The 25,265-nt window shown below is 61.0% G+C and carries 25 protein-coding genes; 8 read left to right on the top strand and 17 right to left on the bottom strand.

From position 1 onward, the window contains the following. Window positions 1–5: 5 nt before the first annotated feature. Both J5286_RS27305 and J5286_RS27310 read right to left on the bottom strand, forming a co-directional pair. The gene (locus tag J5286_RS27305; RefSeq protein ID WP_018896574.1) at window positions 6–866 is read right to left on the bottom strand and encodes a MurR/RpiR family transcriptional regulator; all 861 of its coding nucleotides are present in this window, start codon (window positions 864–866) and stop codon (window positions 6–8) included. Window positions 867–891: 25 nt separating this feature from the next. Further along, window positions 892–1,281, bottom strand: a complete 390-nt coding sequence (locus tag J5286_RS27310) for a RidA family protein (RefSeq protein WP_112424839.1) — start codon at window positions 1,279–1,281, stop codon at window positions 892–894. Window positions 1,282–1,391: 110 nt separating this feature from the next. Here J5286_RS27310 and J5286_RS27315 point away from each other — a divergent pair, with 110 nt between their 5' ends. From J5286_RS27315 to J5286_RS27330, 4 genes are all read left to right on the top strand, one after another. After that, the gene (locus J5286_RS27315) at window positions 1,392–1,877 is read left to right on the top strand and encodes a hypothetical protein (RefSeq protein WP_209193370.1); all 486 of its coding nucleotides are present in this window, start codon (window positions 1,392–1,394) and stop codon (window positions 1,875–1,877) included. A 20-nt stretch (window positions 1,878–1,897) separates the two neighbouring features. Further along, window positions 1,898–3,373: a M81 family metallopeptidase gene (locus J5286_RS27320; RefSeq protein ID WP_209215398.1), complete on the top strand. Its 1,476-nt coding sequence runs from the start codon at window positions 1,898–1,900 to the stop codon at window positions 3,371–3,373. Between the two features lie 2 nt (window positions 3,374–3,375). Next, entirely contained in the window at window positions 3,376–4,476 is a 1,101-nt protein-coding gene (locus J5286_RS27325; RefSeq protein WP_209193133.1) for a D-TA family PLP-dependent enzyme, read from the top strand. A gap of 127 nt (window positions 4,477–4,603) precedes the next feature. Next, on the top strand, window positions 4,604–4,906 hold the full coding sequence (locus J5286_RS27330; protein ID WP_209193134.1) for a hypothetical protein: 303 nt from the start codon (window positions 4,604–4,606) through the stop codon (window positions 4,904–4,906). A 21-nt stretch (window positions 4,907–4,927) separates the two neighbouring features. Here the strand turns inward: J5286_RS27330 and J5286_RS27335 are convergent, their stop codons facing one another. From J5286_RS27335 to J5286_RS27355, 5 genes are all read right to left on the bottom strand, one after another. After that, on the bottom strand, window positions 4,928–6,064 hold the full coding sequence (locus tag J5286_RS27335) for an ABC transporter ATP-binding protein (RefSeq protein WP_209215397.1): 1,137 nt from the start codon (window positions 6,062–6,064) through the stop codon (window positions 4,928–4,930). Window positions 6,065–6,154: 90 nt separating this feature from the next. Then, a complete protein-coding gene (locus tag J5286_RS27340) occupies window positions 6,155–7,360 on the bottom strand; it encodes an ABC transporter substrate-binding protein (RefSeq protein WP_209193371.1) in 1,206 nt (401 codons plus the stop codon). Window positions 7,361–7,419: 59 nt separating this feature from the next. Then, a complete protein-coding gene (locus tag J5286_RS27345; protein ID WP_018896582.1) occupies window positions 7,420–8,277 on the bottom strand; it encodes a carbohydrate ABC transporter permease in 858 nt (285 codons plus the stop codon). Continuing rightward, complete coding sequence (locus tag J5286_RS27350; RefSeq protein WP_018896583.1) at window positions 8,274–9,158, bottom strand: carbohydrate ABC transporter permease; 885 nt, start codon at window positions 9,156–9,158, stop codon at window positions 8,274–8,276. Before J5286_RS27350 ends, J5286_RS27345 begins: the two co-directional genes overlap by 4 nt. 13 nt (window positions 9,159–9,171) lie before the next feature. After that, window positions 9,172–10,329, bottom strand: a complete 1,158-nt coding sequence (locus J5286_RS27355) for a Gfo/Idh/MocA family protein (RefSeq protein ID WP_209193136.1) — start codon at window positions 10,327–10,329, stop codon at window positions 9,172–9,174. A 329-nt stretch (window positions 10,330–10,658) separates the two neighbouring features. On the opposite strand from J5286_RS27355, the gene J5286_RS27360 reads away from it, so the two are divergent. Beyond that, the gene (locus J5286_RS27360; RefSeq protein WP_026282647.1) at window positions 10,659–11,141 is read left to right on the top strand and encodes an Lrp/AsnC family transcriptional regulator; all 483 of its coding nucleotides are present in this window, start codon (window positions 10,659–10,661) and stop codon (window positions 11,139–11,141) included. Between the two features lie 75 nt (window positions 11,142–11,216). Here the strand turns inward: J5286_RS27360 and J5286_RS27365 are convergent, their stop codons facing one another. From J5286_RS27365 to J5286_RS27390, 6 genes are all read right to left on the bottom strand, one after another. After that, a complete protein-coding gene (locus tag J5286_RS27365) occupies window positions 11,217–12,815 on the bottom strand; it encodes an MFS transporter (protein WP_209193137.1) in 1,599 nt (532 codons plus the stop codon). Then, window positions 12,812–13,249 carry a DoxX family protein gene (locus J5286_RS27370; RefSeq protein ID WP_209193138.1) on the bottom strand — a complete coding sequence of 146 codons (438 nt, stop codon included), beginning with the start codon at window positions 13,247–13,249 and terminating at the stop codon, window positions 12,812–12,814. Before J5286_RS27370 ends, J5286_RS27365 begins: the two co-directional genes overlap by 4 nt. A gap of 220 nt (window positions 13,250–13,469) precedes the next feature. Next, window positions 13,470–15,347 (bottom strand): amidohydrolase, encoded by a 1,878-nt coding sequence (locus tag J5286_RS27375; RefSeq protein ID WP_209193139.1) that lies wholly within the window; start codon window positions 15,345–15,347, stop codon window positions 13,470–13,472. Between the two features lie 99 nt (window positions 15,348–15,446). After that, a complete protein-coding gene (locus J5286_RS27380; RefSeq protein WP_209193140.1) occupies window positions 15,447–15,734 on the bottom strand; it encodes a XapX domain-containing protein in 288 nt (95 codons plus the stop codon). A 77-nt stretch (window positions 15,735–15,811) separates the two neighbouring features. Continuing rightward, complete coding sequence (locus J5286_RS27385) at window positions 15,812–16,501, bottom strand: hydrolase (RefSeq protein WP_111560831.1); 690 nt, start codon at window positions 16,499–16,501, stop codon at window positions 15,812–15,814. A 141-nt stretch (window positions 16,502–16,642) separates the two neighbouring features. Continuing rightward, window positions 16,643–17,575, bottom strand: a complete 933-nt coding sequence (locus J5286_RS27390; protein ID WP_111560830.1) for a VOC family protein — start codon at window positions 17,573–17,575, stop codon at window positions 16,643–16,645. A 119-nt stretch (window positions 17,576–17,694) separates the two neighbouring features. Here J5286_RS27390 and J5286_RS27395 point away from each other — a divergent pair, with 119 nt between their 5' ends. Continuing rightward, window positions 17,695–18,594: a LysR family transcriptional regulator gene (locus J5286_RS27395; protein WP_209193141.1), complete on the top strand. Its 900-nt coding sequence runs from the start codon at window positions 17,695–17,697 to the stop codon at window positions 18,592–18,594. Between the two features lie 101 nt (window positions 18,595–18,695). Here J5286_RS27395 and J5286_RS27400 read toward each other — a convergent pair whose 3' ends face one another. The 3 genes from J5286_RS27400 to J5286_RS27410 all read right to left on the bottom strand — a co-directional run bounded on the left by J5286_RS27400 (window position 18,696) and on the right by J5286_RS27410 (window position 21,949). Continuing rightward, entirely contained in the window at window positions 18,696–19,652 is a 957-nt protein-coding gene (locus J5286_RS27400) for a quinone oxidoreductase family protein (protein ID WP_209193142.1), read from the bottom strand. A 116-nt stretch (window positions 19,653–19,768) separates the two neighbouring features. Then, window positions 19,769–20,455 (bottom strand): type 1 glutamine amidotransferase domain-containing protein, encoded by a 687-nt coding sequence (locus J5286_RS27405; RefSeq protein WP_209193143.1) that lies wholly within the window; start codon window positions 20,453–20,455, stop codon window positions 19,769–19,771. 78 nt (window positions 20,456–20,533) lie between these two features. Continuing rightward, entirely contained in the window at window positions 20,534–21,949 is a 1,416-nt protein-coding gene (locus J5286_RS27410; protein WP_245206594.1) for a coniferyl aldehyde dehydrogenase, read from the bottom strand. Here J5286_RS27410 and J5286_RS27415 point away from each other — a divergent pair. Together J5286_RS27415 and tehA are read left to right on the top strand one after the other, a co-directional pair. Further along, entirely contained in the window at window positions 21,890–22,990 is a 1,101-nt protein-coding gene (locus J5286_RS27415) for a LysR family transcriptional regulator (RefSeq protein WP_245206595.1), read from the top strand. The genes J5286_RS27410 and J5286_RS27415 overlap by 60 nt on opposite strands. Before the next feature lie 195 nt (window positions 22,991–23,185). After that, window positions 23,186–24,178: a dicarboxylate transporter/tellurite-resistance protein TehA gene (gene tehA / locus J5286_RS27420; RefSeq protein WP_449090046.1), complete on the top strand. Its 993-nt coding sequence runs from the start codon at window positions 23,186–23,188 to the stop codon at window positions 24,176–24,178. A 7-nt stretch (window positions 24,179–24,185) separates the two neighbouring features. On the opposite strand, the gene J5286_RS27425 is transcribed toward tehA, so the two are convergent. Beyond that, window positions 24,186–25,262, bottom strand: a complete 1,077-nt coding sequence (locus J5286_RS27425) for an ABC transporter ATP-binding protein (protein ID WP_209193373.1) — start codon at window positions 25,260–25,262, stop codon at window positions 24,186–24,188. Between the last annotated feature and the right edge of the window lie 3 nt (window positions 25,263–25,265).

Genomic DNA, 25,265 nt, shown 5'->3' on the forward strand with positions numbered 1-25,265 from the left:
AATCCTTAGTCCCCGAGCAGCTGACGGTCATCGCCGTCACGGTGGGCAACGAGTTGTTGTTTGATGCGTCGAAGAGTGACTGCCGCCTGCGGGATGTTATAGGCGACGAGGCTGGCCAGGATGTCGACAGCGGCCAGATAGGCGATGCGCGTCGAGGTCGGCCGGAAGATGTTGTTGCCTTCGGCAAGATCGATCGGGATGACGATGTCTGCGGCCTTGGCGACGAGGCTGTCGGCCTGCGTCAGCGCGATGGTCGTGACGCCGGTCTCGCGGGCGAGCGTGAAGGAACGGACGAGCTCGGTGTTGCGGCCCGAAAACGACGAGCCGACGATGACATGCGTCGACTTCGCCGCCGCCGCCAGCATCAGCTGCATGCCGTGATCGGAACTCGCGGTCACATGCAGGCCGAAGCGGAAGAGCCGGTTCTGCAGCTCGCTGGCGATCATCGAGGAATTGCCACCCGAGCCGAAGGCATAGATCATCTCCGCCTTGGCGATCTTCTCGGCGGCCTGCTCGATGGCGGCAAGGTCAAGCGAGCGGTGCAGCAGGAACAGCGCGTTCTGCGCCTTGGTGATGATGTCCTGGGCGACATCACCGGGATCGCGGCTCTTCGGCTCAGGCCTGAGATAGCGCATGCCGACATAGGCCGTGCGGGCGAGCTGAACCTTGAAATCGGAAAAGCTCTCGCAGCCGACACGGCGACAGAAGCGGGTGACCGTCGGCGGCGAGACGTCGGCCTTCTCCGCCAGCTCGATGATCGAGGCATTGACGGCGAATTCGAAATCGTTGAGCAGAATATCCGCGATACGGGTTTCCGACGGCGAAAGCCGGGCCTTCTCTTCCTGCAATGTCGAGAAAATATCCACGCCCGGCTCCCCTTGGTCTATCGCGCTATTTGTCTTTCGCTTTATACGCGACGCAATCGATTTCGACCTTGCAATCGACCATCATCGACGATTGCACACAGGCGCGTGCCGGCGGATGCTCGCCGAAATACTGCTGATAGATGCCGTTGAAGGTCCAGAAATCGCGGGGATCGTCGAGCCACACGCCGCAGCGCACGACATGCTCGAGGCCATAGCCGGCCTCTTCAAGAATCGCGATCACGTTCTGGATCGTCTTGTGCGTCTGCGCGACGATATTGCCGTCGATGATCTCGCCATTTTCCATGGCGACCTGACCCGACACATAGAGCCAGCCGTCGGCTTCGACCGCACGGGCAAACGGCAGCGGCTTTCCGCCTGCGCCGGTCTGAACGGTGCCATAACGCTTGATGGACATTGACCGATCCTTGCAAATTATTTTCGTGATAAGTTGACAAGTGACCATATTAAGCGGAATTTGACCAGAGAAAAACGTCATTCATGAAAAGAATTTCAATCGGGAACACCATGCGCGATCCTTTCAAGAACCCCTTCCCCGCCTCAGACGCTGCCCGGCATTCGATCTGGGAGATGCTCGTTCACCGCGATATCGACGCCTTCCTGGCCGCCGATTGGTCGATGGTTGAGCACGATTTCGTCGAGGACGGTTTCATCGGTATCGACGGGCGCAAGGAAGTGAGCCCCGACAAGTGGCGGCTGGCCTTCCCGACGCTTGCTGCTTATCGCGATGAGTGGGTTCGCCAGGCCAAGGATTTCGCGACGCAGTCCTTTGCCGAAGACACGCGCAAGGCCATTTTCACCACGACCACACTTGAGGATATCGAGATCGAAGGCGACATGGCGCTGGTGCGCAAGAAGTTCGATGGCGGCATCGCCAAGGCCGATGGCAGCCGCGACATCATGCAGTGGCAGACCCTTTATTATTGCCGCCTGCACGAGGGGCGTTGGAAGATCTCCGGTTTCACCGGCTATCTTCCGAACCCGATGGGTTGATCAACACAAAGGCCGAGACATTGCGGATTTTCACGGCGGCTCTCGCAACCGAGACCAATACCTTCTCCCCCATCTGCGTCGATCGGCGCGCTTTCGAGGCGTCGCTCTATGCGCCGCCTGGCGAACATCCCGAAACGCCGACGCTCTGCTCCGCGCCGATCACCGTCGGCCGGCGCGTCTGCGCGGAGAAGGGCTGGACACTGATCGAGGGCACCGCGACCTGGGCGGACCCGGCCGGCCTCGTCAATCGCGCGACCTATGAAGGCCTGCGCGACGAGATCCTCGGACAGCTTCGCTCGGCGATGCCCGTCGACGCCGTCGTGCTCGGCCTGCATGGCGCCATGGTCGCCGCCGGCTATGAGGACACCGAAGGCGATACGCTGGCGCGCATTCGCGAGCTCGTCGGCCCCGATGTTCCCGTTTTCGCCGAGCTCGATCCGCATAGCCATCTGACGGCCAAGCGTTTCGCCGCCGCCAATGGTTTCGTCTACTTCAAGGAGGTCCCGCACACGGACTTCGTTGATCGCGCCGAGGACCTGTGGCGTATCGCCGTCGACACGCTGGAGGGCCGTGTAAAACCGGTCATGTCCGTCTTCGACTGCCGGATGATCGACGTGTTTCCGACCTCGCGCGATCCCATGCGCTCCTTCGTCGACAAGATCATGCAGATCGAGAAGGACGATCCGGATGTTCTATCCATCTCCGTGGTCCACGGCTTCATGGCCGGCGACGTGCCGGAGATGGGCACCAAGCTTCTCGTCGTCACCAACGACCGCAAGGACAAGGGTGATGTGCTGGCGCAGGAACTCGGCATGGAGCTCTTTTCGAAACGCGGCACCTTCATGATGCCGCAGATCGACGAGAAAGAAGCGGTGTCGCAGGCGCTGGCGGCAACGGCGTGGCCTGTCGTGATTGCCGATATGTGGGACAACCCCGGCGGTGGAACGGCTGGTGACGCGACCGTGGTTCTAGGCGAACTCCTGGCGCGCGGCGTCACCGATGCGGCGATCGGCACGATCTGGGACCCCATGGCGGTGCAGATCTGCATGGCGGCCGGCGAAGGCGCTGAAATCCCTCTGCGCTTCGGCGCCAAGTCCGCGCCCGGCACGGGCAACCCGATCGACGGCCTGGTCAAGGTCATCAAGATCGTGCCGAATGCCGAGATGCGCTTCGGCGAAAGCTTCGCGCCCTTCGGCGATGCGGCGCATATCGTGCTCGATGGCATCGACATTATCTTGAACTCGACGCGTGCCCAGAGCTTCGACCCGAGCCTATTCTCGGTCATGGGCATCGATCCGACGCAGAAGAAGATCCTGGTCATCAAGTCCACGAACCACTTCTACGCCTCGTTCTCGAAGATTGCGTCCGAAATCATCTATTGCGCGGCCGGCACGCCTTATCCTAACAATCCGGCGAAGACGCCGTATCGGCGGGCGCGCAAGGATATCTGGCCCATGATCGCCGATCCCCACGGCGCCTCACATGGAGTAGCCTGAAGATGCACAACAGCCCATTTGCCGTCGTCGCCAAGCCCGGCGACAAGGTCGCGGACCTTTCGACACCTCGGCCGATCATCGACGAAGACCGGATGGCGGCCAATATCGCCCGCACGCAGGCCTACATGGACGCGCACGGCATCGACTTCCGTCCGCACATCAAGACGCACAAGATCCCGGCTCTGGCCGCCCAGCAGGTAGCGGCGGGCGCCAAGGGCATCAATTGCCAGAAGGTCACCGAGGCCGAAGTTTTCGCCGACGCGGGCTTCGAGGACATCCTCATCACCTTCAACATCATCGGCACCGCGAAGCTCGAACGCCTGGCGGCGCTGAACGAGCGCATATCCGGGCTCAAGGTGGTCGCGGACAGCGCCTACACCGTCGACGGGCTGTCTAACTATTTCGCTGCGCGCAAGCCGCTTGTGGTTCTGGTCGAGTGCGATACCGGTGCCGGACGCTGCGGCGTGCAGAAGCCCGCGCAAGCCGTGACGCTCGCCAAGCACATTGACGCTGCCGCAGGCCTGAGCTTTGGCGGACTGCTGAACTATCCGAAGCCGGGCGCAGCCACCGAGGTTCAGGCGTTTCTCGCGCAAACGCTGGCCTTGCTCGACGCCGAAGGCATCGCCTGCCCTATCGTCAGCAACGGCGGATCGCCGAGCCTGTTCGATGCCCATCTGGTTCCCGCCGCCACCGAACACCGGGCCGGCACCTATATCTATAATGACCGTTCTATGGTCCGCGCCGGACATTGCACAGTGGACGACTGCGCCATGCATATTCTCGTCACTGTCGTTTCCCGCCCGACCGGGGACCGCGCCGTAATCGATGCTGGCTCGAAAGCGCTGACATCCGACCTGCTCGGCTTCACGGATTATGGCCAGGTGGTCGGCTATCCGCAGGCTTCGATCACCGGCCTGTCCGAAGAGCACGGCGTGATCGACCTCTCGAAATGCGAGGGCGCGCGGCCGCAGATCGGCGACAAGCTCCTGATCATCCCGAACCATACCTGCGTGGTCTCGAACCTCTTCGACACCATGGTTTTCCATCGCGATGGCGTCGTCACCCGCGTCGAGGACGTGGCCGCCCGCGGGCTCGTCTGGTAGCCACAGCATCGGATCGGCGGCCGTTCACCGGCTGCTAACGCCATTGGATAGTCCTCCTTGAAGTTTGCCGTATCCGGCGCATCTTATTGATGCGCCAATATTCCGGCGACGTCACGGGAGATCATTCATGAGAGCGTTGATTGCATTGGGAATTGCGGGAAGCCTTGCGTGCATTTCAGCCGCGCAGGCACCGTCGCAATGGCAGACCTATTCCGGTGTCCGCGTCGATTCCGACCCGACCATTCTGGCCCGCTTCGACCACACCTATCCCTATTGCGAGCAGGAAGCGTTTCGCCGCGGCTCGACCGACGTCAACAGCCTGTGGCACGTGACGGCACTGCGCAATTGCATGTACCGCCACGGTATCGTCGACCGGGGCTCCTATTCGTACCCGGCCAACACCTTGTTCTATCACTTCCTCAATCGCTGATAGCGCGACCGGCGCTCGCGATCAGGCGAGCGCGGTCGGGTTCAGCAGGTTGAGATCGATATCGGTCAGCGCCACATGGCGTTCGAACGCGATGCCGGCTTCGTCGAAGAGGTGGCAATCCACCGCGTTGATGCCGACGAGCATCGGCTGTTCCGGCCGCACGCCGACGCTGCCGGACAGTGTGGCGCAGAAGTTTTCGCCCTCGCCATTCAGCGCTGCATAAGCGACAGTCTGCGCGCCGAGACGCTCGATGACGCTTGGCGTGATCGTGAGCGAGATATCGCCGGATGCAAGCTGGATATGTTCAGGGCGTACGCCAAGCGTCAGCATCTTGCCGACGACGCCCGCGCGCGGCGTGACCGGGACGGTCAGCGACTGGCCCTTGTATTCGACGGTCACGCTCTTGTCGCCGACGGCGGTGCAGGTGACCGGCAGGAAATTCATCTTCGGATTGCCGATGAACCCGGCCACCAAGATGTTGGCGGGCTTGTGGTAGAGCTCGAGCGGCGCGCCCGTCTGGGCGATCTCGCCGGCGTTGAGCACGACAATGCGGTCCGCCATCGTCATCGCCTCGACTTGGTCGTGGGTGACGTAGATCATCGTCGCCTTAAGCTGACGGTGCAGTTTCGCGAGCTCGATGCGCATGTCGGAGCGCAGCGCGGCGTCGAGGTTGGAGAGCGGCTCGTCGAACAGGAAGATCTTCGGCTCGCGCACGATCGCGCGGCCGATCGCCACGCGTTGGCGCTGACCGCCGGAAAGCATGCCCGGCTTTTGCTGCAAGCGCTGGTCGAGATGCAGGATGCGAGCGGCGTTTTCGACCCTGGCCTTGAGCTTCTGCTCTTCCATCTTTTCGACGCGCAGTGGAAAGGCGATGTTTTCGAAAACGCTCATGTGCGGATAGAGCGCGTAGGACTGGAACACCATGGCGATGCCGCGCTTGACCGGCGGCAGATCGTTGACGCGGACGCCGTCGATCACGATGTCACCCGCCGACGTCGCGTCCAGGCCGGCGATCATGCGAAGCAATGTGGATTTGCCGCAGCCGGAGGGGCCGACGAACACGACGAACTCGCCATTGTTCACCTCGAGCTGAACGCCCTTCAGAACCTCGAAGTCGCCGTAAAATTTCTGAACCTTGTTGAGAAATAACTGTCCCAAAACCTGTCTCCGGTCACCGCCACGCGCGGCGCTTACTCTCGATAGCGAAGGGATCGCGGGTGTTGCGCGCCCGCGATCCCCAACAAAGGCTTACTTGAACGCTTCGATCTCGCCAGCGGCCTTCTTGATGGCGTCAGCCGGCTCGGCCTTGCCTGTCACGACGGACTGGACCATTTCGATCATAGAGTTCTGGAAACCCTTGTAATCGGTAAAGAGCGGCTCGGGACCACCATAGGCGATACCGTCGATGAACGGCTTCCAGGAAGCATCGGCTTTGATGAATTCATCGACCTTTGCCGACGGACGCAGAGGTGTCAGGCCAGCGCCGCCCTGGAGTTCGTATTCGCCCTGCGGCTCGGGAGAGGTGATGTACTTGGCGAACTCGATCGCCTTGTCCTCGACACCAGAACCCTTGAAGATCGCCAGGCTGTCGGTGATGAGCAGCGTGCCCGGGCCCTTGGCATCCGGTCCGAGCGGCAGCGTCGTCACACCCCAGTTGATCTTGGTGTCCTTGAGGCGGGCGGCAGCGCCGGAGCCGGCCTGGATCATGCCCACCTTGCCGTCGAGGAAGATCGCACGAACTTCGTTCTGCTCGTAAGCGGTCGGGCCTTCTTCGGAGTAAGGCGTGATGTCCTTGTAGGCCTGCAGAGCGGCGAGAACACCGGGGCTATCCAGCGTGACCTTGCCATCGGCGTCGATGACTGTCGCGTTGTTGGTGTAAACCCAATGCATGAACTGGTGCATGGTGTTGTCGAAGGTCTTGGCGGACAGGCCGTAGCCCGGGATGCCCGTCTTTTCCTTGATGGTCTTGGCGGCAGCGATTTCTTCAGCCCAGGTTGTCGGCGGCTTCTCGGGGTCGAGGCCGGCCTGCTTGAACAGATCCTTGTTCCAGTAGAGCGCCTTGGTGGAGAACGCGATCGGCACGCCCCACTGGTTGCCCTCGAAGGTGACCGTGTCGACGATGTGAGGATAGTAGGCCTTCTTCTCGTCATCGGTCATCGGAACAGGAACGATCAGGTCGTTCTGAGCGAATTCCTTGAGCGTGCGCGAGCCGACGTAAGCCATCGCGACGGGCGTGCCGGCGGCGGCGAGCGTAGTTGCCTTGTCCTGGCACTGTGCCCAGCCAACGACTTCAGGCGCAACCTTCCAGCCCGGATTCTTGCCTTCCCATTCCTTGATGTACTTCTCGTGGATCGGGTCGATCTTGTCGCCGCAATAGATCCAGCTGATTTCCTTGTCGGCAGCTTCGGCCGTCATGGCGCCAAGCGCCGTCGAGCCGAGCAAGGCCAGTGCCATAAGGCTAGTTTTGAAAGCGATGCTCACGTCAATACTCCCGTTAGTTAGCTGTTCACTTGTTATTGTTTTACCGCACCGGCAGTCAGACCGCCGACGAGATATCGTTGCAGGAAGAAGATGATGACCATCGCGGGCAAGATGCCGACGAAGGAGGCTGCCATCAGCTCATTCCAGATAACCTCCTGCTTACCGAAGTAAGCAAAGAGCCCCACCGGCAACGGCATGTATTCGGTCTTCGAGTTGAAAGTCAGCGCGAAGATGAATTGCTGCGCGTAGGCGCCGATGAAAGTGGTGATGGCGACGACGATGATCCCCGGCATGGCAATCGGCAGAATCACGCGGCGCAACGTGTAGAAGTGGCTGGCTCCATCCATGTAGGCGGCCTCGTTCAGCTCCTGCGGGATGCGGATCATGTAGGTCCGCAGCAGCCAGATCGCCGAAGGAATGAGGAATGCCACGCCAGGCACGATCATCGCGAAATAGGTGTTGAGCACGCCGAGCGTGCGCATCAGCCGGAACAGCGGAATAAGCAGCACGGCGCCCGAGAACATGTTGACGGTCAAAAACGCGCCAAGCAGCAGGCCCATGCCGCGAAACTCGAACTTCGCGAAGGCATAGGAAGCCGGGATGACGAGCGCCAGCACGATTACTGTGACGATGATCGAGATGAAGAAGGAGTTGAAGATATAGCGCCCGAAGCCTGGAACGCTGATCCACATGGTGCGATAGGCCTCGAACGAGCCGTTTTCCGGCCAGAAGCGGTAGGGCGACGAAAACAGCTGGCTCAACGGCTTCAGCGACACCAGGAAGCCTTCGACGAACGGCGCCAGCACGAAGGTGAGGAACACCAGGACGCCAAGGTAGATCAGCAGGATTTCCCACCAGCTGTAGCGATCGATCATGGCCGCGTTCTTCATGCGCGCTTCTCCGGGTTGAGCCGACGGGTGACACGGAAATAGGCAAAGCAGAATGCCGATAGGAAGATGCAGATCAGCACCGCGCGGGCCGCACCCTCACCATATTTCTTCGAGCCGATGGCCGTCTGGTAGGTATCGATGATCATCGTCGTGGTCTGTCCGCTGGGGCCGCCTTGCGTCAAGATCCAGATGATATCGAAGGAGTTGAACGTGGCAATGAGGGATAGCATCGACATGGTGATGATCGACGGCACCATCAGCGGCAGGGTGATGCGGCGGAAGCGATAGAAACGCCCCGCGCCATCCGTCCAGGCCGCCTCGTATAGATCCTTCGGGATCGACTGGATCGCCGCCAGGAAATAGATGGTGACCATCGGCACGCCAATCCACACGTCGGTGATGATCGTTGCCCAGAAAGCCGTGTTGCCATAGGCGAGGAAGGCCACCGGGCCATCCACGAAGCCGATGCGCTGCAGCATGCCCGAGATCATCCCGAACTGGCCGTTATACATCCAGCCCCACATGAAGATTCCGATCGCCATCGGCACCACCCATGGCGGCATGGTCAGCAGACGAAACAGCGAGCGACCGGGGACCGCGCTGTTCAGCAGCGACGCGCCGAAGGTACCGATGATCATCTTCAGCGAGACCGAGAAGAAGGTCCAGATGAAGGTGCGGACGATGACGTCGGCGAAGGTCGCGTTGAAGATCTTCTCATAGTTCGCCCAGCCCACCCAATTGGTCACTTTTCTGAGCGACGCATCGGTGAAGGACAGAATGAACGTATCGACGAGCGGGTAAGCGACGATTACCGCGACATAGAGGACTGCCGGAAGGAGAAGGATCCAGGCGAAGATGAGGTTGCTTCTTTGAACGTTCATCCTGCCGCCCTCCTCAAGCCGCTCTGGCGTGGAGCGCCTCGTCGAACTTGTCCCATACGGGACGCAGGTCGACAACCGTCTTCTTCATGCGGGCCTCGTCCATGGAGAGTGCCAGAATGCCGGCTTCAAGGGCATTCAGGGTCGAGACGGGCAGCACCGTGCCAGTGCGGACGCTGTCGAGGATGTCGGCCGCCATCTGCTCGTCGGCACCATAGTGCTGTGAGAGTTCGGTGGCCGCATACTTGTTCTCGACGACCTTCTTGCCGGTCAGCTGCTCATGCACATCGAGATAGCCGCGCACGAAATCGCCCTCGGCCATCCCGCGCGAGCCCATGATCGCAAAGCGACGGAACTGGTCGGGAACGTTGAGGTTGGTGTGGAAATTCATGCCCACGCCATTAGCGTATTCGACGATCGCGACCTGATAGTCGATAATGTCGGCATCGCTGTCGAACACCTTGTCGGTGCCCTTCCAGCCGCTCGGCTTGCGATGGAACAGCTCAAGATCATTGATGCCTTCGCGAGCGGGATCGTTTGCCGGCGTAAAGCTCTTGCGACCGCCGAAACTTGCGACCCGCTCGGGCCGCGCGCCGGCGATGCCATTATAGAGGTCGAGATCGTGGCAGCACTTCTCCAGCATGAAGCTGCCGGAATAACGCTCGTAGCGGCGCCAGTCGCGCATGAAGAATGCGCCGTGATAGGGTTCGATATGCTCGGATGCCTCGATCGAGACGATCTGGCCGAGATTGCCGGCGGCCTGAACCGCCTGCAGGTCGCGATAAAGCGGCGAATACCGCAGCACCAGACCGACCATCAGCCGCTCATGACCGAACTTGGCCATGAGACGCGCGAGCTCGATGCTTTCGGCGATCGTGGTGACGATCGGCTTTTCGCAGAAGACCTTCAGACCGGCTTCGAGACCGATGCGGATATGCTCGAGATGGAAGAGATTGGGCGAGCCGATCATGAGGAGATCGAGCTTTTCGTTGGCGATCAGCTCCTGCGGCGTGGCATAGGATTTGCCAACGGAAACGCCCTTTTCGACGAGACCCGGCAGACCAGCGGGCTCGGGATCGACATAGCCGACGATCTCGAAGCTTTCATCAATCGACTTGAAGACGTAGCCCAGATAGCCGAGCCGGAAACCTAGCCCGATAATTCCCACTTTCATGCTGCTCTCGTTCCCATTTACGTAATTTATTTTCGTCAAGTTGAGACAAAAATTCGATCTCGTCAACACGAAACACGGAAAAAGTTGGAACTGTGAAATTAATTTTCATGACGCTTGTTTGACAGGCATTTTGATTTTCATCACGGATGCGCCTGCCGTCAGCCACAAGGCGGGACGATAGGATCGCCTGTACCCACATCATCATGTGGGTAAGTGGCAAGATGCGCATGCCCATCTCGATCGAGCGCGGCGTGAGCATTGACACAAATCGCGTCGCCTCACACTATTTCGCGGAAACCATACCAACACTGATTGCCGGACCGTGTCAAATGAACGATTCTACCGCAAAAATCGATGCGTTTGACATGAAGATCCTCAGCGCCATGCAGAATGATGCGACCCTGTCGCAGCGCGATCTGGCCGAAAAGATCGGCTTGTCGCAGAACGCCTGCTGGCGCCGACTGCAACGGCTGCATTCCCTCGGCCTGATCCGGGGATCGCACAGCGACATCGACCTCAAGGCCCTTGGTTTCGATCTGACGGTCTTCGTCATGATCCGCACGCGCCATCATTCGAAAGAATGGAGCGAGGGATTTCGGGCGCATGTCGAGCGGTTGCCCGAGGTGATCGACTTCTATCGCATCGGCGGCGACTGGGATTATCTCATCAAGGTCGTGACCAAAGGCATGTCCGGTTACGATGCGTTCTACCAGAAGCTCATCACGAATTTCGATCTCGCCACGGTGACGGGCTTTTTCTCGATGGAGGCGATCATCAATAATCGTCCGGTGGATCTGACGCGGTTGCGCTGACGAAAGACGTGAGGAAGACCCCAGCTGTTATGACAAATGAAGGGGACCTCGCAGCCCCCTTCTATGTCCCGATTTTCAGGCCTTGCCTGGGCGGTTGATCGTCAGGAAGTGCCGGACGACAGGCTTTTCCGGGCCCGAGTGGTAGGCAAGCACCTTGCCCTGCAGGTCGGCATCGGCATTCGACACCCGCTTGTGCTGCCGAAGATGCTCCGCCCAACTTTCCACCATGAACCACTCGACGATCTTCTCAGGGTCAGCGGAGTCTTCCGTCACGCCCCAGCCATAGGCACCATCGCGGCGGCGTTCCTGCGACATGTCGTTCAGGGCACGAAGGAAGGCCGAACGGTTGCGCTTTTCGACATTATACTCGATCAGGATCAGAACCGGTCCACGATCATGGGCGACGGGCTCGGCGACAAGCGGCTCCGGCCAGTGGCTGGACGGGACCAGATCGGCATCGCCGGCAGGCAGCTTCACACGGTGCATGATAAGACCGGCGACGAGCAGACCGGCGGCACCGATCAAGAGAGCGCCAGGGACGCCGACCGCTTCGCCAACAGCACCCCAGCCGAGGCTGCCGGCCGTCATCGCGCCGTTGAAGACGGTGAGGTAGACGGCAAGACCGCGACCACGCACCCAGTTCGGAAGGACAGCCTGGGCCGCGCCATTCAGCGTCGTCAGAGCGGTGATCCATGCGCCGCCGAGGAAGAGCAGAGCGACGATCGCAACAGCCTTCGGCGGAGCAAGCGACAGGATAGCCATGACGACAGCGGTGGTGATCGCTGCGCCAAGCATGAGGCCATCGGCGCTCAGACGTTCACGCAGCTTCGGCATGACGAGCGCTCCGCCGATCGCACCAGCGCCAACCGCGCCGAGCAGGATGCCGTAGAAGCTTGCATCGCCGCCGAGAAGCTGGCGGGCGACGAGCGGCAGCAGGGCCCAGACGGCGCTGGCGAAGGCGAAGAAGATCGCGGCACGCAGCAACACGACATGCAGCGGGCGGCTGGCACGAGTGTAGCGAAGGCCGGCCCGGAAGGCGCCGAAAAAATTCTCCTGCAGGGCATCGTTGGCGCTCTTGGCGCGCGGCCACCAGATCAGCGCGGCGATGACGACCAGATAGCTGGCAACGTCAGCCCCGTAGGTAAGCCCCGCCCCGAACGCGGCAAGCAGGATACCCCCCGCTGCCGGGCCGATGGAACGGGCGATATTGATGCCGAGCGAATTCAGCGCGACCGCGCTTTTCACATCCTCGCGCTTGACGAGCTCAGGCACGATCGCCTGCCAGGTCGGCCCCATCAGTGCCGCGCCGATGCCACCGAGGAAGGTGAGACCGATCAGGGCGCTGACCGAGAGCATGCCCGTCTGCGCAAGAACCATCAGGCTGATGCTGACGGAGGCGAGCAGCAGCTGGACGGCAATCAGGAACTTGCGGCGGTCGAGAATATCGGTGAGCACGCCCGCCGGAATCGCGAGAAGGAAGATCGGCAGCGTGCCCGCCGCCTGAACCATGGCGACAGCAGCCGGCGAGGCCGAGAGGTCTGTCATCAACCAGGAGCTCGCGACATCGCGCATGAAGCTGCCGGTATTGCCGAGAACGGTGGCCGCCCAGAGAACGGCGAAGACGGGTTGGGCGAGTGGAGCGAAGCTGCCCCCGGAGGATTTTGCGGTGCTCATTGTTCAGCTCCCTTGGTGATGTCGAAGATGGTGACGAGAATGAAGGCGCCTGCGAGGCCGAGATGTTCGAAGAAGGCGTTGGTTGCCATCATCCGTTCCATGCCGGCGGGCAGTTCCCAGAAACGAAGCGCGATGAAGGTCGCGAGAATAGTGAAGCCGGCGAGCGCGAGAGCACCCATCCACCGGAGCTTGCCCGACACCACCATCGCCGATGCGCTCAGCTCGAATGCGATGACGACGACGGCGAAGACGGGGGCCGGGTGGAGACCGAAATGCTCCATCTCGGCGACTGCGCCGCCGAAATCGAAAATCTTGGTGAGCGGGCCTTGGATATAGGCGGCGCACAGCGCGAGCAGCGCGGCGGTTCGCACGGCAGGCGCCGAAGCGACGTCGGCCAGAAGCCTGCGCGGTATTGAAGGTGAGTGGCCGGTCATCGTTGCTCCTGCGATCTTGCCGGTCGGTTCGAGCGGCGCTGTGTTCGTCTGATGGAGCCATATTGACGGGACCCATTGCCGCCAACAATTGCATCAATAGTTTCGATTTAAGTGCATTATCCGCAATTATCCATGAGAGCTTTTTTACGCTTGCAAAACAGGCTTGGGCAGCGGTTTCCCGCTGCCCAAGATGATACGTCGTTCGGTTATCTCGTCAGCCTCAAACGGCCCAGCAGGAGCAACCGAGTGCACCGAAGAAGCCCTTGAGATCCGCGATCGGAAGCTTCGAGGTCCAGGCGCCGGCGTGGTCGTGGCCATGGACACTGCAGTCGCTGGCGCAGCCGCAGGTGGAGATGGCCGTGCGGCGCAGTGAGCGTGCGCCGGCGCCGTCGGGCTCGCCCCAGGCAGCGTAGCCACCGAACTTGCGCACCGGAGACCAGTCCGGCATGGCGGGCGGGATGTTGCTTTCGTCGTACTTGGCGAAGTCACCCGAGCCATAGACGATCTTGCCGCCAACCATCGTCAGATCGGAGGTGAGGAACGAGATCTCGTCCTCGGCGCAGGCAAAGAAGTCCTTGCTCGGCACCACGAGATCGGCGAACTGGCCCTTCTCGATGCGGCCCTTCTTGCCCTCTTCGTTGGAGAACCAGGTGACCTTCTCCGTCCACATCCTGAGCGCCGTCTCGCGGTCGAGGCAGTTTGCGCGCGGATAGAGCTGCATGCCGCCGACCGTCTTGCCCGTGACCATCCAGGAGAGTGACACCCATGGATTATAGGAGGCAACGCGGGTGGCGTCGGTGCCGGCCGAGACGTTGACGCCCTTGTCGATCATGCGCTTGATCGGCGGCGTGGCTTCGGCGACGCCGTGGCCATAGCGCTCGACGAAATATTCGCCCTGGTAGGCCATGCGGTGCTGGGTGGCGATGCCGCCGCCGAGTGCCGCGATACGGTCGATCGAACGCTCCGAGATTGTCTCGGCATGGTCGAAGAACCAGTTGAGGCCTTCCAGCGGAATGTCCTTGTTGACCTTCTCGAAGACGTCGAGCGAACGCGAGATGGTTTCGTCATAGGTGGCGTGCATGCGCCAGGGCCAGCGGTTTTCGGCGAGAATCCGCACGACTTCCTCGAGCTCGCCTTCCATCTCCGGCGCCATTTCCGGGCGCGGCTGGCGGAAGTCCTCGAAGTCGGCAGCGGAGAAGACCAGCATTTCGCCGGCGCCGTTGTGGCGGAAGTAGTCGTTGCCCTGCTTGTATTTGACCGAAGACGTCCAGTTGAGGAAATCCTCTTTCTCGGCCTTCGGCCTCTGCGTGAAGAGGTTATAGGCGAGACGAACGGTCAGCTGGTTCTCGTCGGAGAGCTTCTGGATGACCTCGTAGTCATCGGGATAGTTCTGATTGCCGCCGCCTGCATCGATCACGCCTGTCACGCCAAGACGATTGAGCTCGCGCATGAAGTGGCGGGTGGAGTTAACCTGGTAGTCGAAGGGCAGCTTCGGGCCCTTGGCGAGCGTCGAATAGAGAATGCCGGCGTTCGGCTTGGCAAGCAGCATGCCGGTCGGGTTGCCGTTGGCGTCGCGGGTGATCTCGCCGCCGGGCGGGTTGGGCGTGTCGCGGGTGTAGCCGACGGCGCGGAGCGCAGCACCGTTCAAAAGCGCGCGGTCATAGAGATGGAGCAGGAAGACGGGGGTATCCGGCGCGACCGCATTGATCTCCTCGATCGTCGGCAGGCGCTTTTCGGCGAACTGGTGTTCGGTGAAGCCGCCGACGACGCGAACCCATTGCGGGGCCGGCGTGATCGCCACCTGGCGCTTCAGCATGTCCATGGCATCCGCCAACGAACGGACGCCATCCCAGCGCAGTTCCATGTTGTAGTTCAGGCCGCCGCGCACGACGTGGGTGTGGTTGTCGATCAAGCCGGGCAGGACGCGTTTGCCCTTGAGGTCGACGATCTTGGTATCCGGGCCGGCGAGCGCCATGATCTCGGCGTCGGTGCCGACTTCAAGAAAGGCACCGTCCTTGATGGCGACGGCGCTGGCGGTTGGATTGGTGCGATCGAGCGTGGTGATCAAACCGTGGTGGAGGATGAGGTCGGCGAACATGGGAAATGCTCCAGGCTTCATTATTAATATTGATTTCAACGCTTTGCGCCGGGATTGGCCGGGCTGGGCCCCGCCGCAAGCGAATCTCCTCTTGCGGTGTCAGCTAGCAGACTTGTGCTGATCCTGGCGAGACACGACGACGTCATTGCGGCTCTCGCCCTTCGGCATATGGCCGAACATGTGCGGCTTGATCTGGTTGATCCAGGAGACGGCCGCCGGCTCCTTGGCGATTAGCGTCTTGGCGAAAGGAATGAGCTGCTCGCCAACCAGAATGCCGAGCAGCCCGACAAGGGCCACGATCGGCGGCGCGGGAGAGCGAACATTGAGCAAACTATAGACGATACCGACCAGAAGACCGGCGCCGATGGAAAGAAGGTAGATTTTCATGGGGGCATCCTCGACTGTGAATGAAGCCGCTTCCGCATCTGGACATTCGATCCTGCGGAAACGGCAGTGACGGGTGATTACTTGGCTGGGTTAGGGCCGATGCGCTTGCCGTGGCTGACGCGCTCGGCACCGCCGTGGACATGCGTGACCGCATAGTCGATGCCCATGCCATAGGCGCCGGAATGTTCCTTCACCAGCGAGGTGACCGCGTTGTAGGTTTCCTTGCGGGCCCAGTCGCGCTGCCATTCGAGCATGACCTGCTGCCAGGTAACGGGGATGACGCCTGCCTGTACCATGCGGTCCATCGCATATTTGTGGGCGTCGACCGAGGTGCCGCCGGATGCGTCGGCGACCATGTAGATTTCGTAGTCGGGAACGTCATGGAGGGCGGAGAGCGCGAAGGTGGTGTTGCACACTTCCGTCCAGAGACCGGAGACGACGATCTTCTTGCGGCCGCCGGCGGCGTTCTTGGCAAGGGCGTCACGAACGTTCTGGTCGTCCCAGGAGTTCATCGACGTGCGTTCCAGAATGTCGTTCTCAGGGAACACGCCGAGCAGTTCCGGGAAGGTGTTGCCGGAGAAGCTTTCCGTCTCGACCGTGGTGATCGTGGTCGGGATGTTGAAGATCTTGGCCGCCTTGGCGAGACCGACGACATTGTTCTTCAGGGTCTGGCGATCGATCGACTGGACACCGAAAGCCATCTGCGGCTGCTGGTCGATGAAGATGAGCTGGCTGTTTGCGGGGGTCAGGACTTCGAGCTTGGACATTTGATTTCTCCGTTTAGGTTTTGGTTGCCGATCTGGCGCTTAAGGATTGGGATGCCTCCGGCGGTCGGCTGCCTGCCTCAGGCAGCCGTTCGAAGGCGGAAATTGTTGGTGTTAGAGGTGCGCGGCAGTTTGCCGGGCGGGTTACGCTGCGAGCGGAACGAGGTTCTCTTCGATCTGGCCGCGATAGGCTTCATACCGGGTCGGCAGCTTCAAGGCTTCGCCGAGGTGGGCGGTATCTTCGTCGCGGTCGAAACCAGGCTCGTTGGTTGCGATTTCGAACAGGATGCCACCAGGCGTTCTAAAGTAGATCGCCCAGAAGTAATCGCGGTCGATAACCGGCGTCACCTGGTAGCCCGTGTCCATCAGGGCCTTGCGCACTTCGAGCTGCTTTTCGCGGTTCTCGACGGCAAAGGCGATGTGGTGGACAGAACCGGCGCCTTGACGGGCAAACGGCGTTTTCGGCAGCGATGCAATGTCGATGGTATCGGCACCATTGCCACCGGGAATGATGAACCGCGTGACATCGCCTTCGACCTCGGCGCGCTCATAGCCCATGAACTGCAGCAGTTCCGATGTGGCGGCGGTGTCGTGCAGGTCGAAGCGCGCGCCGGAGAAGCCGCGGATCGCATTGTCTTCCGAGATGCCGTCAGCCAACCATGGGGCGCGGGCGTCTTCGGCGGTTTCGATCAGCGCCAGTCCGTCGCCATCAGGGCCGGCGAAGCGCAGGCGGTTGGCGCCGAAGACCGTGTCGGCCTTCAGACCGACGACACCCTGGGCCGTCAGGCGGTCTTTCCAGAACGCCAGCGATCCCTTCGGGATGGAGAACTGCGTCTCGCTGACTTCACCGACGCCGGGGCGGCCGGTCATCATGTGCGGGAAAGGGAAGTAGGTCATGACCGTGCCGGGCGTGCCGTTTTCATCACCGTAGTAGAGGTGGTAGACGCTCGGGTCGTCGAAGTTGACGGTCTTCTTGACGCGGCGCAGGCCGAGTGCGTTGGTGAAGAACCGGTTGTTCTCTCGGGCATCCGACGCCATCGAAGTGACGTGGTGCAGTCCCTTGATATCCTTGATCATGGCCGTTGCCTTTCTCTGTGGGCGTTGCCGTTTCGATGACCAGAGATGTAACCGGGTTGATTGCATTGCGGAATTGCAATATTCCTGTCGAATGAATTGCGATTTTTGAAATAATTGAGATGAACGACTATAAAGCCCTGAAAACCTTCCTGCTCGCCGCCGAAAAGCGCAACTTCGCCCAGGTCGCCCGCGAGCTCGACATGACACCCGCCGCCGTCACCCGCGCGATCGCGGCACTCGAGGACGATCTCGGCGTCCAGCTCTTCGTACGCACCACGCGCCAGGTATCGCTGACCACTGACGGCGCCGTCTTCGCGGCGCAGATCCAGCCGGCGGTCGAAGCGCTCGAAAATGCCCGCAAGGATGTCAAGAACGCGCACAAGTCCGACCAGGGGCGCCTACGGATCAGCGCGCCGACCTGGCTTGGCAAGACGATCCTCACGCCAATTCTCTCCGGCTTCCGCGAGCTTTATCCGAAGATGAGCTTTGAGGTTTCGCTTTCGGACGGCTTGGTCAACATCATCGACGACGACTACGATCTCGCGATCCGCATTTCATCCGCCCCCTCGGACAAGTTCACCATCTGGCGCAAGATCAGGGCGGTCCCGAGGATTCTGGTGGCAGCGCCCGGCAGCCGCTTCACGGAGATGCAGCATCCGAACGAACTGACGCCCGACGATTGCCTAGCCTATAGCGGCGAGAGCCGTCGCGAGAACTGGGCCCTGTCGGACGGCGGATCGAGTATCTCGATCGCGGCCGGACGCGCATTCAGCGCCAATAATGGCGAAGTGCTCGCTGACATGGCCGCGGATGGCGTCGGCGTAGCGATGCTTCCGGGCTTTCACATCGCCGAGCATATCCGCACCGGCCGGCTGGTTCACGTGCTGCCGGGCTGGGCGCCGCCGGAACTTTGGCTGACGCTCTACTACCCGCCCTATCAGACGCTTCCGCCGCGTATCGCGACATTCTCGAAGTTTTTCGAGGAGCAGCTTCCGGCCCATATGGTCATGCTCGACTAGCAGGCTCCCGAAGCGGGACCGCAGTCAAGACCATCGACAACAATACGCCTCGCCGACCGTAGCGGGCGCGGCGCCTTGAATTGCGCTGCTTCCGCGAGGCTTTAGGCCGTCATGAGCACCCGGCCGATTCGGCCCCGCACTTCGGCGCGGCGGTGTGCGGCAGCAGCGTCGGACAAGCAAAAGGTTGCATCGATCGGCACGCGCAGATCGCCGTTCTTGGCCATCTCGAACAAATCCGTGATCAGGCGGCGGGGTATCTCCTTGCCCATGTCCGGGCCGAGAAGGCAGCCGATCACGGTCTTGCGATGCTTCAGCAAGTCGCCGGCGTTGATCATCGTGCTGCGTCCACCGAACACGCCGATCAGCACGGCGTTGCCACCATCCTTCAGGACTGAGAGGGCATCGACCAGCGCCGGGCCGCCGATCGTGTCGATAATCACATCGACTTCGTTGCCACCGAGAAGAGCACGAACCTGTTCGCTGACCGGTTGCTCGCCGACGACGATGCCATCATCGAGACCGTATTCACGGATGCGGTCGAGCGACTCTTGCTTCGTGCCGGTGCCGATCACGCGGGCGCCCATCCTGGCGGCAAGTTGTACGGTCGCGAGACCAACGCCGCCGGCCGCACCAAGCACCAGGACTGTCTGGCCGGGCTGCAGATTGGCCAGATGCAGAGCCCAGGCGGCCGTGCCGGGACCGACAGGAATGGTCGAGGCGACGCCGATATCCAGGCCATCGGGGATTGCGAAGCAGTTCGATGCGGGAGCCGCGCGAAGCTCTGCATGCGAACCCTTCCAGTTGAAGGTCGTGACCTTCTGGCCGACAGCAAAACCCTTAACGTTCTTGCCGAGTTGAACAATCTCGCCCGCAGCGGCGTAGCCCGGCACTTCGTTCTCGCCCGGCGTGAGATCTCGGCGGCCAACAAGGTCTCCGCCTTCGATGCTGATCGCTTCAACGCGAATGAGGATCTCGTCATCGGTCGGGACCGGGTCCGCCACATCCTCGTATCGAAACACATCCGGGTCACCGGCCTGGTGATAGACTGCTGCTTTCATAACCACTTCCTACTCAAACTCTTGAGATCGCCGGATAAAGGCGATCTCATCCTTATCAAATTGCGCCCACAGCCCGATCAGGAGAGCGAGCAGCTAGTCAACGAGGGATTGGCGGCTTACTTGCCGCCCCTCAATGCGTTGACCAGCAAGCCCGCGGTGGCCACCGACGAACCAGGATTCTGACCCGTGATTAAAAGGCCATCCTGCACGGTATAAGACTGCCAATCACCGACCTTCGAGTAAATGCCGCCCTTTTCCTTGAGCATGTCCTCGACGAGGAACGGTACGATATTGGTCAGCTGGACGGCGTCCTCTTCGGTGTTGGTGAAGCCGGTGACCTTCTTGCCGGCAACCAGCGGCGCGCCATCAGGAGACTTTACGTTGCGCAGCACACCAGGCGCGTGGCAGACGAAGGCAACGTGCTTGCCGGTGGCGTACATGCTTTCGATCAAGGCGATTGAAGTCCGGTCTTCGGCGAGATCCCACAACGGGCCATGACCACCGGGATAGAAGACCGCATCGAAATCACCCGACGAGACCGAAGAGAGTTTTACCGTATTGGCGAGCACCTTCTGGGCGGCTTCATCGGCGTTGAACCGGCGCGTCTCGTCGGTCTGGAAATCCGGCTCATCGCTCTTCGGATCGAGCGGCGGCTGGCCGCCCTTGGGCGAAGCGACCGTGATGTGGGCGCCGGCTTCCAGGAAGGCGTAATAAGGTGCCGCGAATTCTTCCAGCCAGAAGCCGGTCTTCTTGCCGGTGTTGCCAAGTTTGTCGTGCGACGTCAGTACCATCAGAATTTTCATGGAAATCTCCCTTGGGGCGACAAGCCCCGTTTCGTGAATATGGGTTTGAGTAAGTGAAGAGGCGAGGCTCAATTGCCGCTATTTGGCAAAGAAGCCTTCGAGAGCTTCGAGCTTCTCGGCATAAGGTGCCCTGAGGCGCAGGCCGGAGGCACCACTTTCGCTCTGAACGACGACGGGCTTTGCATGGCTGAAGCGAAGGAAGCCATGGACACCGTGATAGGCACCCATGCCGGCCGCGCCCACGCCGCCGAAGGGCAACGTATCGATGGAGGCATGGCTCATGATATCGTTGACGACTAGGGCGCCGGAGGTCGTCTTCTGCGCGAATTGATTGGCACGTTCCATATCCTGGCCGAAGTAGTAGGCGGCCAAAGGCCGCGGATGGGCGTTGATGTAGGCGATCGCGTCGTCATCGCTGTTGCGCGTCACAATCGGCAGAAGCGGACCGAATATTTCTTCCTGCATGATCTTCATGCCGTCATTGGCACCCACCACCGCCACCGGCGCGATCTTGCGTGTCGAGCGGTCGTAAATCGGCTCGTTCTCCGGTCCGAGCTTGGAGATCGCGGCACCCTTCTGCTGCGCATCATCGAGCAAGCTGACGAGACGTTCGAAATGCCGGTCGGTGACGATCGAAGTGTATTCCGGATTGGCCTGGATGGAGGGGAAGCTCTCCGCGACAAGCGCCTTGGCCGCGGCGATAAAGGCATCCGTCTTCGACTGCGCGATCAACACGTAATCGGGTGAGAGGCAGATTTGCCCGGCATTGAAGGTCTTGACGGTCAATGTCCGCTCGGCGGCGACCTTCACGTCCGCATCCGAGGCTACGACAACAGGAGATTTGCCGCCGAGTTCCAGCGTGACCGGCACCAGATTTTCGGCAGCGGCCCGCATGACATGGCGACCGACGTTGGTGCTGCCCGTGAAGATCAAGTGATCGAATGGCAGGCCGCTGAAGGCAGCGCCGACATTCGCATCTCCAAGAACCACGCCAAGTTCCATCGGGTCGAAATAGCTGGCAATCAGTTCGGCGACCGTTTCCGACGTATGGGGGATCAGTTCCGATGGTTTCAGGAGCGCGGTGTTGCCGGCCGCGAAGATGCCGGCGAGAGGGCTGAAAGCCAGGTTGACCGGGAAATTCCAGGGGCTGATGATGCCGACCACGCCGAGCGGCTGATGTTCAATCCATGCCTTGACGCCGACGTCGGGATCGTTGACGTGATCCGGCTGCATCCATGTTTCCAGCCGCTCGATGGAATAGTTGAGGGCCTTCACGGTCGTGGCGATGTCGGCCACCTTCGACTGGTAGATGCTGCGGTTGCCAAAGTCATCACTCATGGCCCGGGCCAGGCGGTCGTGATTTTCCAGCAGCATGCGAACGGCGCGCTTTAGACGGTCCTTGCGCAAGAACGCATCCGGCGCGCCTGCCTTGAGATGAAACGCCTTCATGGCGGCAAGGATGGCATTCAATTCGCCGGCGACATTGGTGCTCATATAAATCTCCATTCCAGTTTTGTTGGAGGAGCGGTTCGCGCAAGCGACCGGTTCCAACTGCTTGAAAGGGATGTAGCAACGACTGGCGCGCTCAAAAACAAAGAGAAATTGCCACTGCCCATAAATTATTTTATGTCTAGAGACATGTATCTTCAGCAATTGCGCACGTTCACCGAGGTTTATCGCCAACGCTCCATCTCCGGCGCGGCCCGCAATCTCGACCTGACACAGCCCGCGGTGTCGCAACAAATCGCCAGCCTGGAGGCCGCTATCGGGCGCCCTTTGTTCGAACGCCATGCTCGCGGCGTGCTACCGACTGCGACCGCGGACGAACTTGCGGCCGACATCGGAGACAAGCTCGACCACGCGGAAACGGCACTTGCGACAGCGCGATCTCGCTCCACCGATATCGCAGGTTCGGTTCAGATCATTGCCCATAGCGACTTTGCAGCCGAGACGATAGGTCCCGTTCTGAAGACATTGCTTGAGGCCGGCGTTCGCGTGCGGCTTCAGACCGGCGACCGAGAAAAGATCCGGATCATGGTGGCGGAGGGGCATTGCGATCTTGGGTTTTCGGCGCTCCCTATCACCGATGCCAGACTGCGGACCGAATCCCTGCACACAGAGAGCATCGTTGCGGTTGCCTCTCCGGAAATCGCGGGAAAGATCATGGCGCAGGGCAGCCTTGTCGACGCACTGAAAGCCGAGCCAGTGCTCGCCTACAACCTGTCCATGCCATTGATCAGGCGGTGGCTTGACGAGAATCACACAGATATCGACGATGACGTTACACCCGCCGTGGTCAGCCAGGACCTCAGGAGCCTGCGTTCGATCCTGATGAGTGGGTTTGGCTGGTCGGTGCTACCGGAATATCTTTGCCGTAATGAACTTGCGCGCGGCAATCTTGTCGAGATCAAGCCGCCGGTCGCTCGACCTCACAACACGTATTACGCGGTGTGGAGCCCCTCCGTGTTGAGAAATCATCGTATCGCTTTCGTTCGCCAGACACTGATCTGGCGGCTCAAGCAGGGCAAGAGTTAGATCCCCGACACAGAGAATTGCGCTCGTCGCAAAGCATGTGAATTCCGATGACTTCGCCACACCGCTTGTTGCAATATCGATAAAAGAAGGTCTTGATGCCGTAGGCCAACTCCCGCTGCGGCATCGTCGCCCGCAAGATCGCATTCCAGTCGTCGTAACCATCCGTTTCCAGCGTTGGAGCCAAGCATGACCGCAATGCCATCGCAAGCTGGTGAGACGACCGCAGCCCCACGAAAGTGGCTGCCTGTCGTTCCCGCGTCTGCCTTCGGCATTGTGCTCGGCATCGCAGGCCTTGCCAACGCCTGGCGGGCAGCGGTCGGTCACTTCGGGCTTCCCACCACTGTCGGGGATGGCATTGCACTTCTCGCGCTTGCCGTCTGGCTCGTGCTCGTTTGTCTCTATGGATTGAAGTGGATCCTCTTCGCGGAGGAAGCGCGCAAGGAGATCGTGCATCCCGTGCAGTGCTGCTTCATCGGCCTCATCGGCGTCGCCACCATGCTTTGCGCAGCGATGGTCGCGCCGTTTTCCGGCGCGCTGGCGCTGGCATTCTATTGGATAGGCCTGCTCTGGACGCTCGCCTTCGCGATATGGCGGACCGGTGCCCTGTGGCAGGGCGGACGCGATCAGACCACGACGACGCCTGTCCTCTATCTCCCGACGGTTGCCGGATGCTATGTCGCGGCAATCGTCGGCGCAGCGCTCGGCTATTCCGATCTGGCGCAACTGGCGTTCGGCGCAGGCTTCTTCTCGTGGCTGGCGATGGAATCTGTCATCTTGAACCGGCTCTTGAATGCAACGGAACTGGCAGAACCCCTGCGGCCGACGATCGGCATCCAGCTCGCACCGCCAGCAGTCGGCGCCGCCGCCTATCTGAGCGTGACGAACGGAGCGCCGGATCTGCTGGCCCATGCCATGGTGGGCTACGCCGTGCTGCAGCTGCTTCTGGCGCTTCGCCTTCTTCCATGGGTCATGAAGCAACCATTCGCGGCGTCCTATTGGGCCTTTTCCTTCGGTCTGACCGCGCTCACCGCCGATCTGATCCGCATGGTCGCCCGAGGCGAACAGGGCATCCTGTCGATGCTCGCCATGCCGTTGCTCTGGCTGGTGACCGCAGCAATCGCCCTGTTGGCGGCGGGAACGATCTTGCTCCTTTTTCGAGGGAAGCTGTTCCCGCTCGCCCGAGCCTGACGCTCTTCTAAGCGCGCATGCGCCCTCCCTCGGCATCGAAGAACAGCCGCTGGCTGGACGACAGATCGAGCGCGATCACCGCGCCGGGCTCGATGTCGGGCCCTGCCCTCTGCTCGACGACGAGGTTCTGCCCGTCTTCGAGCGCGCAGTAGATGTATCGCGTGCCGCCAAGATATTCGAAGAACTCGACGCGCGCGGCGATCGACCGATCGCCGGCCTCGCCGATCACGATATGCTCCGGCCGAATGCCGATCATGAACTCCGCTCCGCGCTGAAGGCTCGCCGGCAATCCCTGATCCTCGAAGCTCTTAGCCGCGATGTCGAAGCGACCATTGCCCTGAGCGACCGCCTTCAGGAAGTTCATCCGGGGCGAGCCGATGAAGCCGGCGACGAACATGTTGGACGGGTTTTCGTAGATCTCGCGTGGCGATCCCGATTGCTCGACCCGTCCGTTTCGAAGCACGACGATCTGGTCGGCCAGCGTCATCGCCTCGGTCTGATCATGCGTCACATAGATCATCGTGTTGCCGAGCTCGCGATGGAGCCTGGCGATCTCGATACGCATGGAGACGCGCAGCTCCGCGTCGAGGTTCGACAGCGGCTCGTCGAACAGGAAGACATCGGGCTCGCGAACGATCGCGCGGCCGATGGCCACGCGCTGCCGCTGGCCGCCGGAGAGCTGGCCGGGACGTCGGTCGAGAAGATGGTCGATCTTCAGGATGCCGGCCGCCTCGTCCACGCGGCGCTTGATTTCCGCCGCGTCTGTCTTTGCCATCTTCAAGCCGAATGCGAGGTTTTCGCGCACCGACATATGCGGATAGAGCGCGTAGGACTGGAAGACCATGGCAATGCCGCGATCGGAGGGGTCGAGATCGGTGACATCCCGCCCCTTGATGCTGATCTCGCCATCGGTCACCTCCTCCAGGCCGGCGATCATCCTGAGCAGGGTCGATTTTCCGCAGCCGGAGGGGCCGACGAAAACGACGAAATCCCCCTCCTTGATGTCGAGATCGATGCCGTGCACGACAGGCAGGCTGCCGTAGGATTTTCGCACGTCCTTGAGCGAGACGCTCGCTGTTTCCATCGA

This window comes from Rhizobium sp. 16-488-2b, assembly GCF_017741815.1.
In the GTDB taxonomy this organism is placed as follows: domain Bacteria; phylum Pseudomonadota; class Alphaproteobacteria; order Rhizobiales; family Rhizobiaceae; genus Rhizobium.

What these genes read in the sequence shown, in the direction of transcription:
- J5286_RS27370 (WP_209193138.1), bottom strand. Translation starts at nt 13,249, where the DNA reads ATGACCGGCCACTCACCTTCAATACCGCGCAGGCTTCTGGCCGACGTC.
- J5286_RS27415 (WP_245206595.1), top strand. Translation starts at nt 21,890, where the DNA reads ATGAAACGCCTTCATGGCGGCAAGGATGGCATTCAATTCGCCGGCGAC.
- J5286_RS27330 (WP_209193134.1), top strand. Translation starts at nt 4,604, where the DNA reads ATGAGAGCGTTGATTGCATTGGGAATTGCGGGAAGCCTTGCGTGCATT.
- J5286_RS27325 (WP_209193133.1), top strand. Translation starts at nt 3,376, where the DNA reads ATGCACAACAGCCCATTTGCCGTCGTCGCCAAGCCCGGCGACAAGGTC.
- J5286_RS27310 (WP_112424839.1), bottom strand. Translation starts at nt 1,281, where the DNA reads ATGTCCATCAAGCGTTATGGCACCGTTCAGACCGGCGCAGGCGGAAAG.
- J5286_RS27365 (WP_209193137.1), bottom strand. Translation starts at nt 12,815, where the DNA reads ATGAGCACCGCAAAATCCTCCGGGGGCAGCTTCGCTCCACTCGCCCAA.
- J5286_RS27390 (WP_111560830.1), bottom strand. Translation starts at nt 17,575, where the DNA reads ATGATCAAGGATATCAAGGGACTGCACCACGTCACTTCGATGGCGTCG.
- J5286_RS27340 (WP_209193371.1), bottom strand. Translation starts at nt 7,360, where the DNA reads ATGGCACTGGCCTTGCTCGGCTCGACGGCGCTTGGCGCCATGACGGCC.
- J5286_RS27360 (WP_026282647.1), top strand. Translation starts at nt 10,659, where the DNA reads ATGAACGATTCTACCGCAAAAATCGATGCGTTTGACATGAAGATCCTC.
- J5286_RS27385 (WP_111560831.1), bottom strand. Translation starts at nt 16,501, where the DNA reads ATGTCCAAGCTCGAAGTCCTGACCCCCGCAAACAGCCAGCTCATCTTC.
- J5286_RS27405 (WP_209193143.1), bottom strand. Translation starts at nt 20,455, where the DNA reads ATGAAAATTCTGATGGTACTGACGTCGCACGACAAACTTGGCAACACC.
- J5286_RS27380 (WP_209193140.1), bottom strand. Translation starts at nt 15,734, where the DNA reads ATGAAAATCTACCTTCTTTCCATCGGCGCCGGTCTTCTGGTCGGTATC.
- J5286_RS27400 (WP_209193142.1), bottom strand. Translation starts at nt 19,652, where the DNA reads ATGAAAGCAGCAGTCTATCACCAGGCCGGTGACCCGGATGTGTTTCGA.
- J5286_RS27410 (WP_245206594.1), bottom strand. Translation starts at nt 21,949, where the DNA reads ATGAGCACCAATGTCGCCGGCGAATTGAATGCCATCCTTGCCGCCATG.
- tehA (WP_449090046.1), top strand. Translation starts at nt 23,186, where the DNA reads ATGCCATCGCAAGCTGGTGAGACGACCGCAGCCCCACGAAAGTGGCTG.
- J5286_RS27350 (WP_018896583.1), bottom strand. Translation starts at nt 9,158, where the DNA reads ATGAACGTTCAAAGAAGCAACCTCATCTTCGCCTGGATCCTTCTCCTT.
- J5286_RS27395 (WP_209193141.1), top strand. Translation starts at nt 17,695, where the DNA reads ATGAACGACTATAAAGCCCTGAAAACCTTCCTGCTCGCCGCCGAAAAG.
- J5286_RS27315 (WP_209193370.1), top strand. Translation starts at nt 1,392, where the DNA reads ATGCGCGATCCTTTCAAGAACCCCTTCCCCGCCTCAGACGCTGCCCGG.
- J5286_RS27425 (WP_209193373.1), bottom strand. Translation starts at nt 25,262, where the DNA reads ATGGAAACAGCGAGCGTCTCGCTCAAGGACGTGCGAAAATCCTACGGC.
- J5286_RS27355 (WP_209193136.1), bottom strand. Translation starts at nt 10,329, where the DNA reads ATGAAAGTGGGAATTATCGGGCTAGGTTTCCGGCTCGGCTATCTGGGC.
- J5286_RS27345 (WP_018896582.1), bottom strand. Translation starts at nt 8,277, where the DNA reads ATGAAGAACGCGGCCATGATCGATCGCTACAGCTGGTGGGAAATCCTG.
- J5286_RS27375 (WP_209193139.1), bottom strand. Translation starts at nt 15,347, where the DNA reads ATGTTCGCCGACCTCATCCTCCACCACGGTTTGATCACCACGCTCGAT.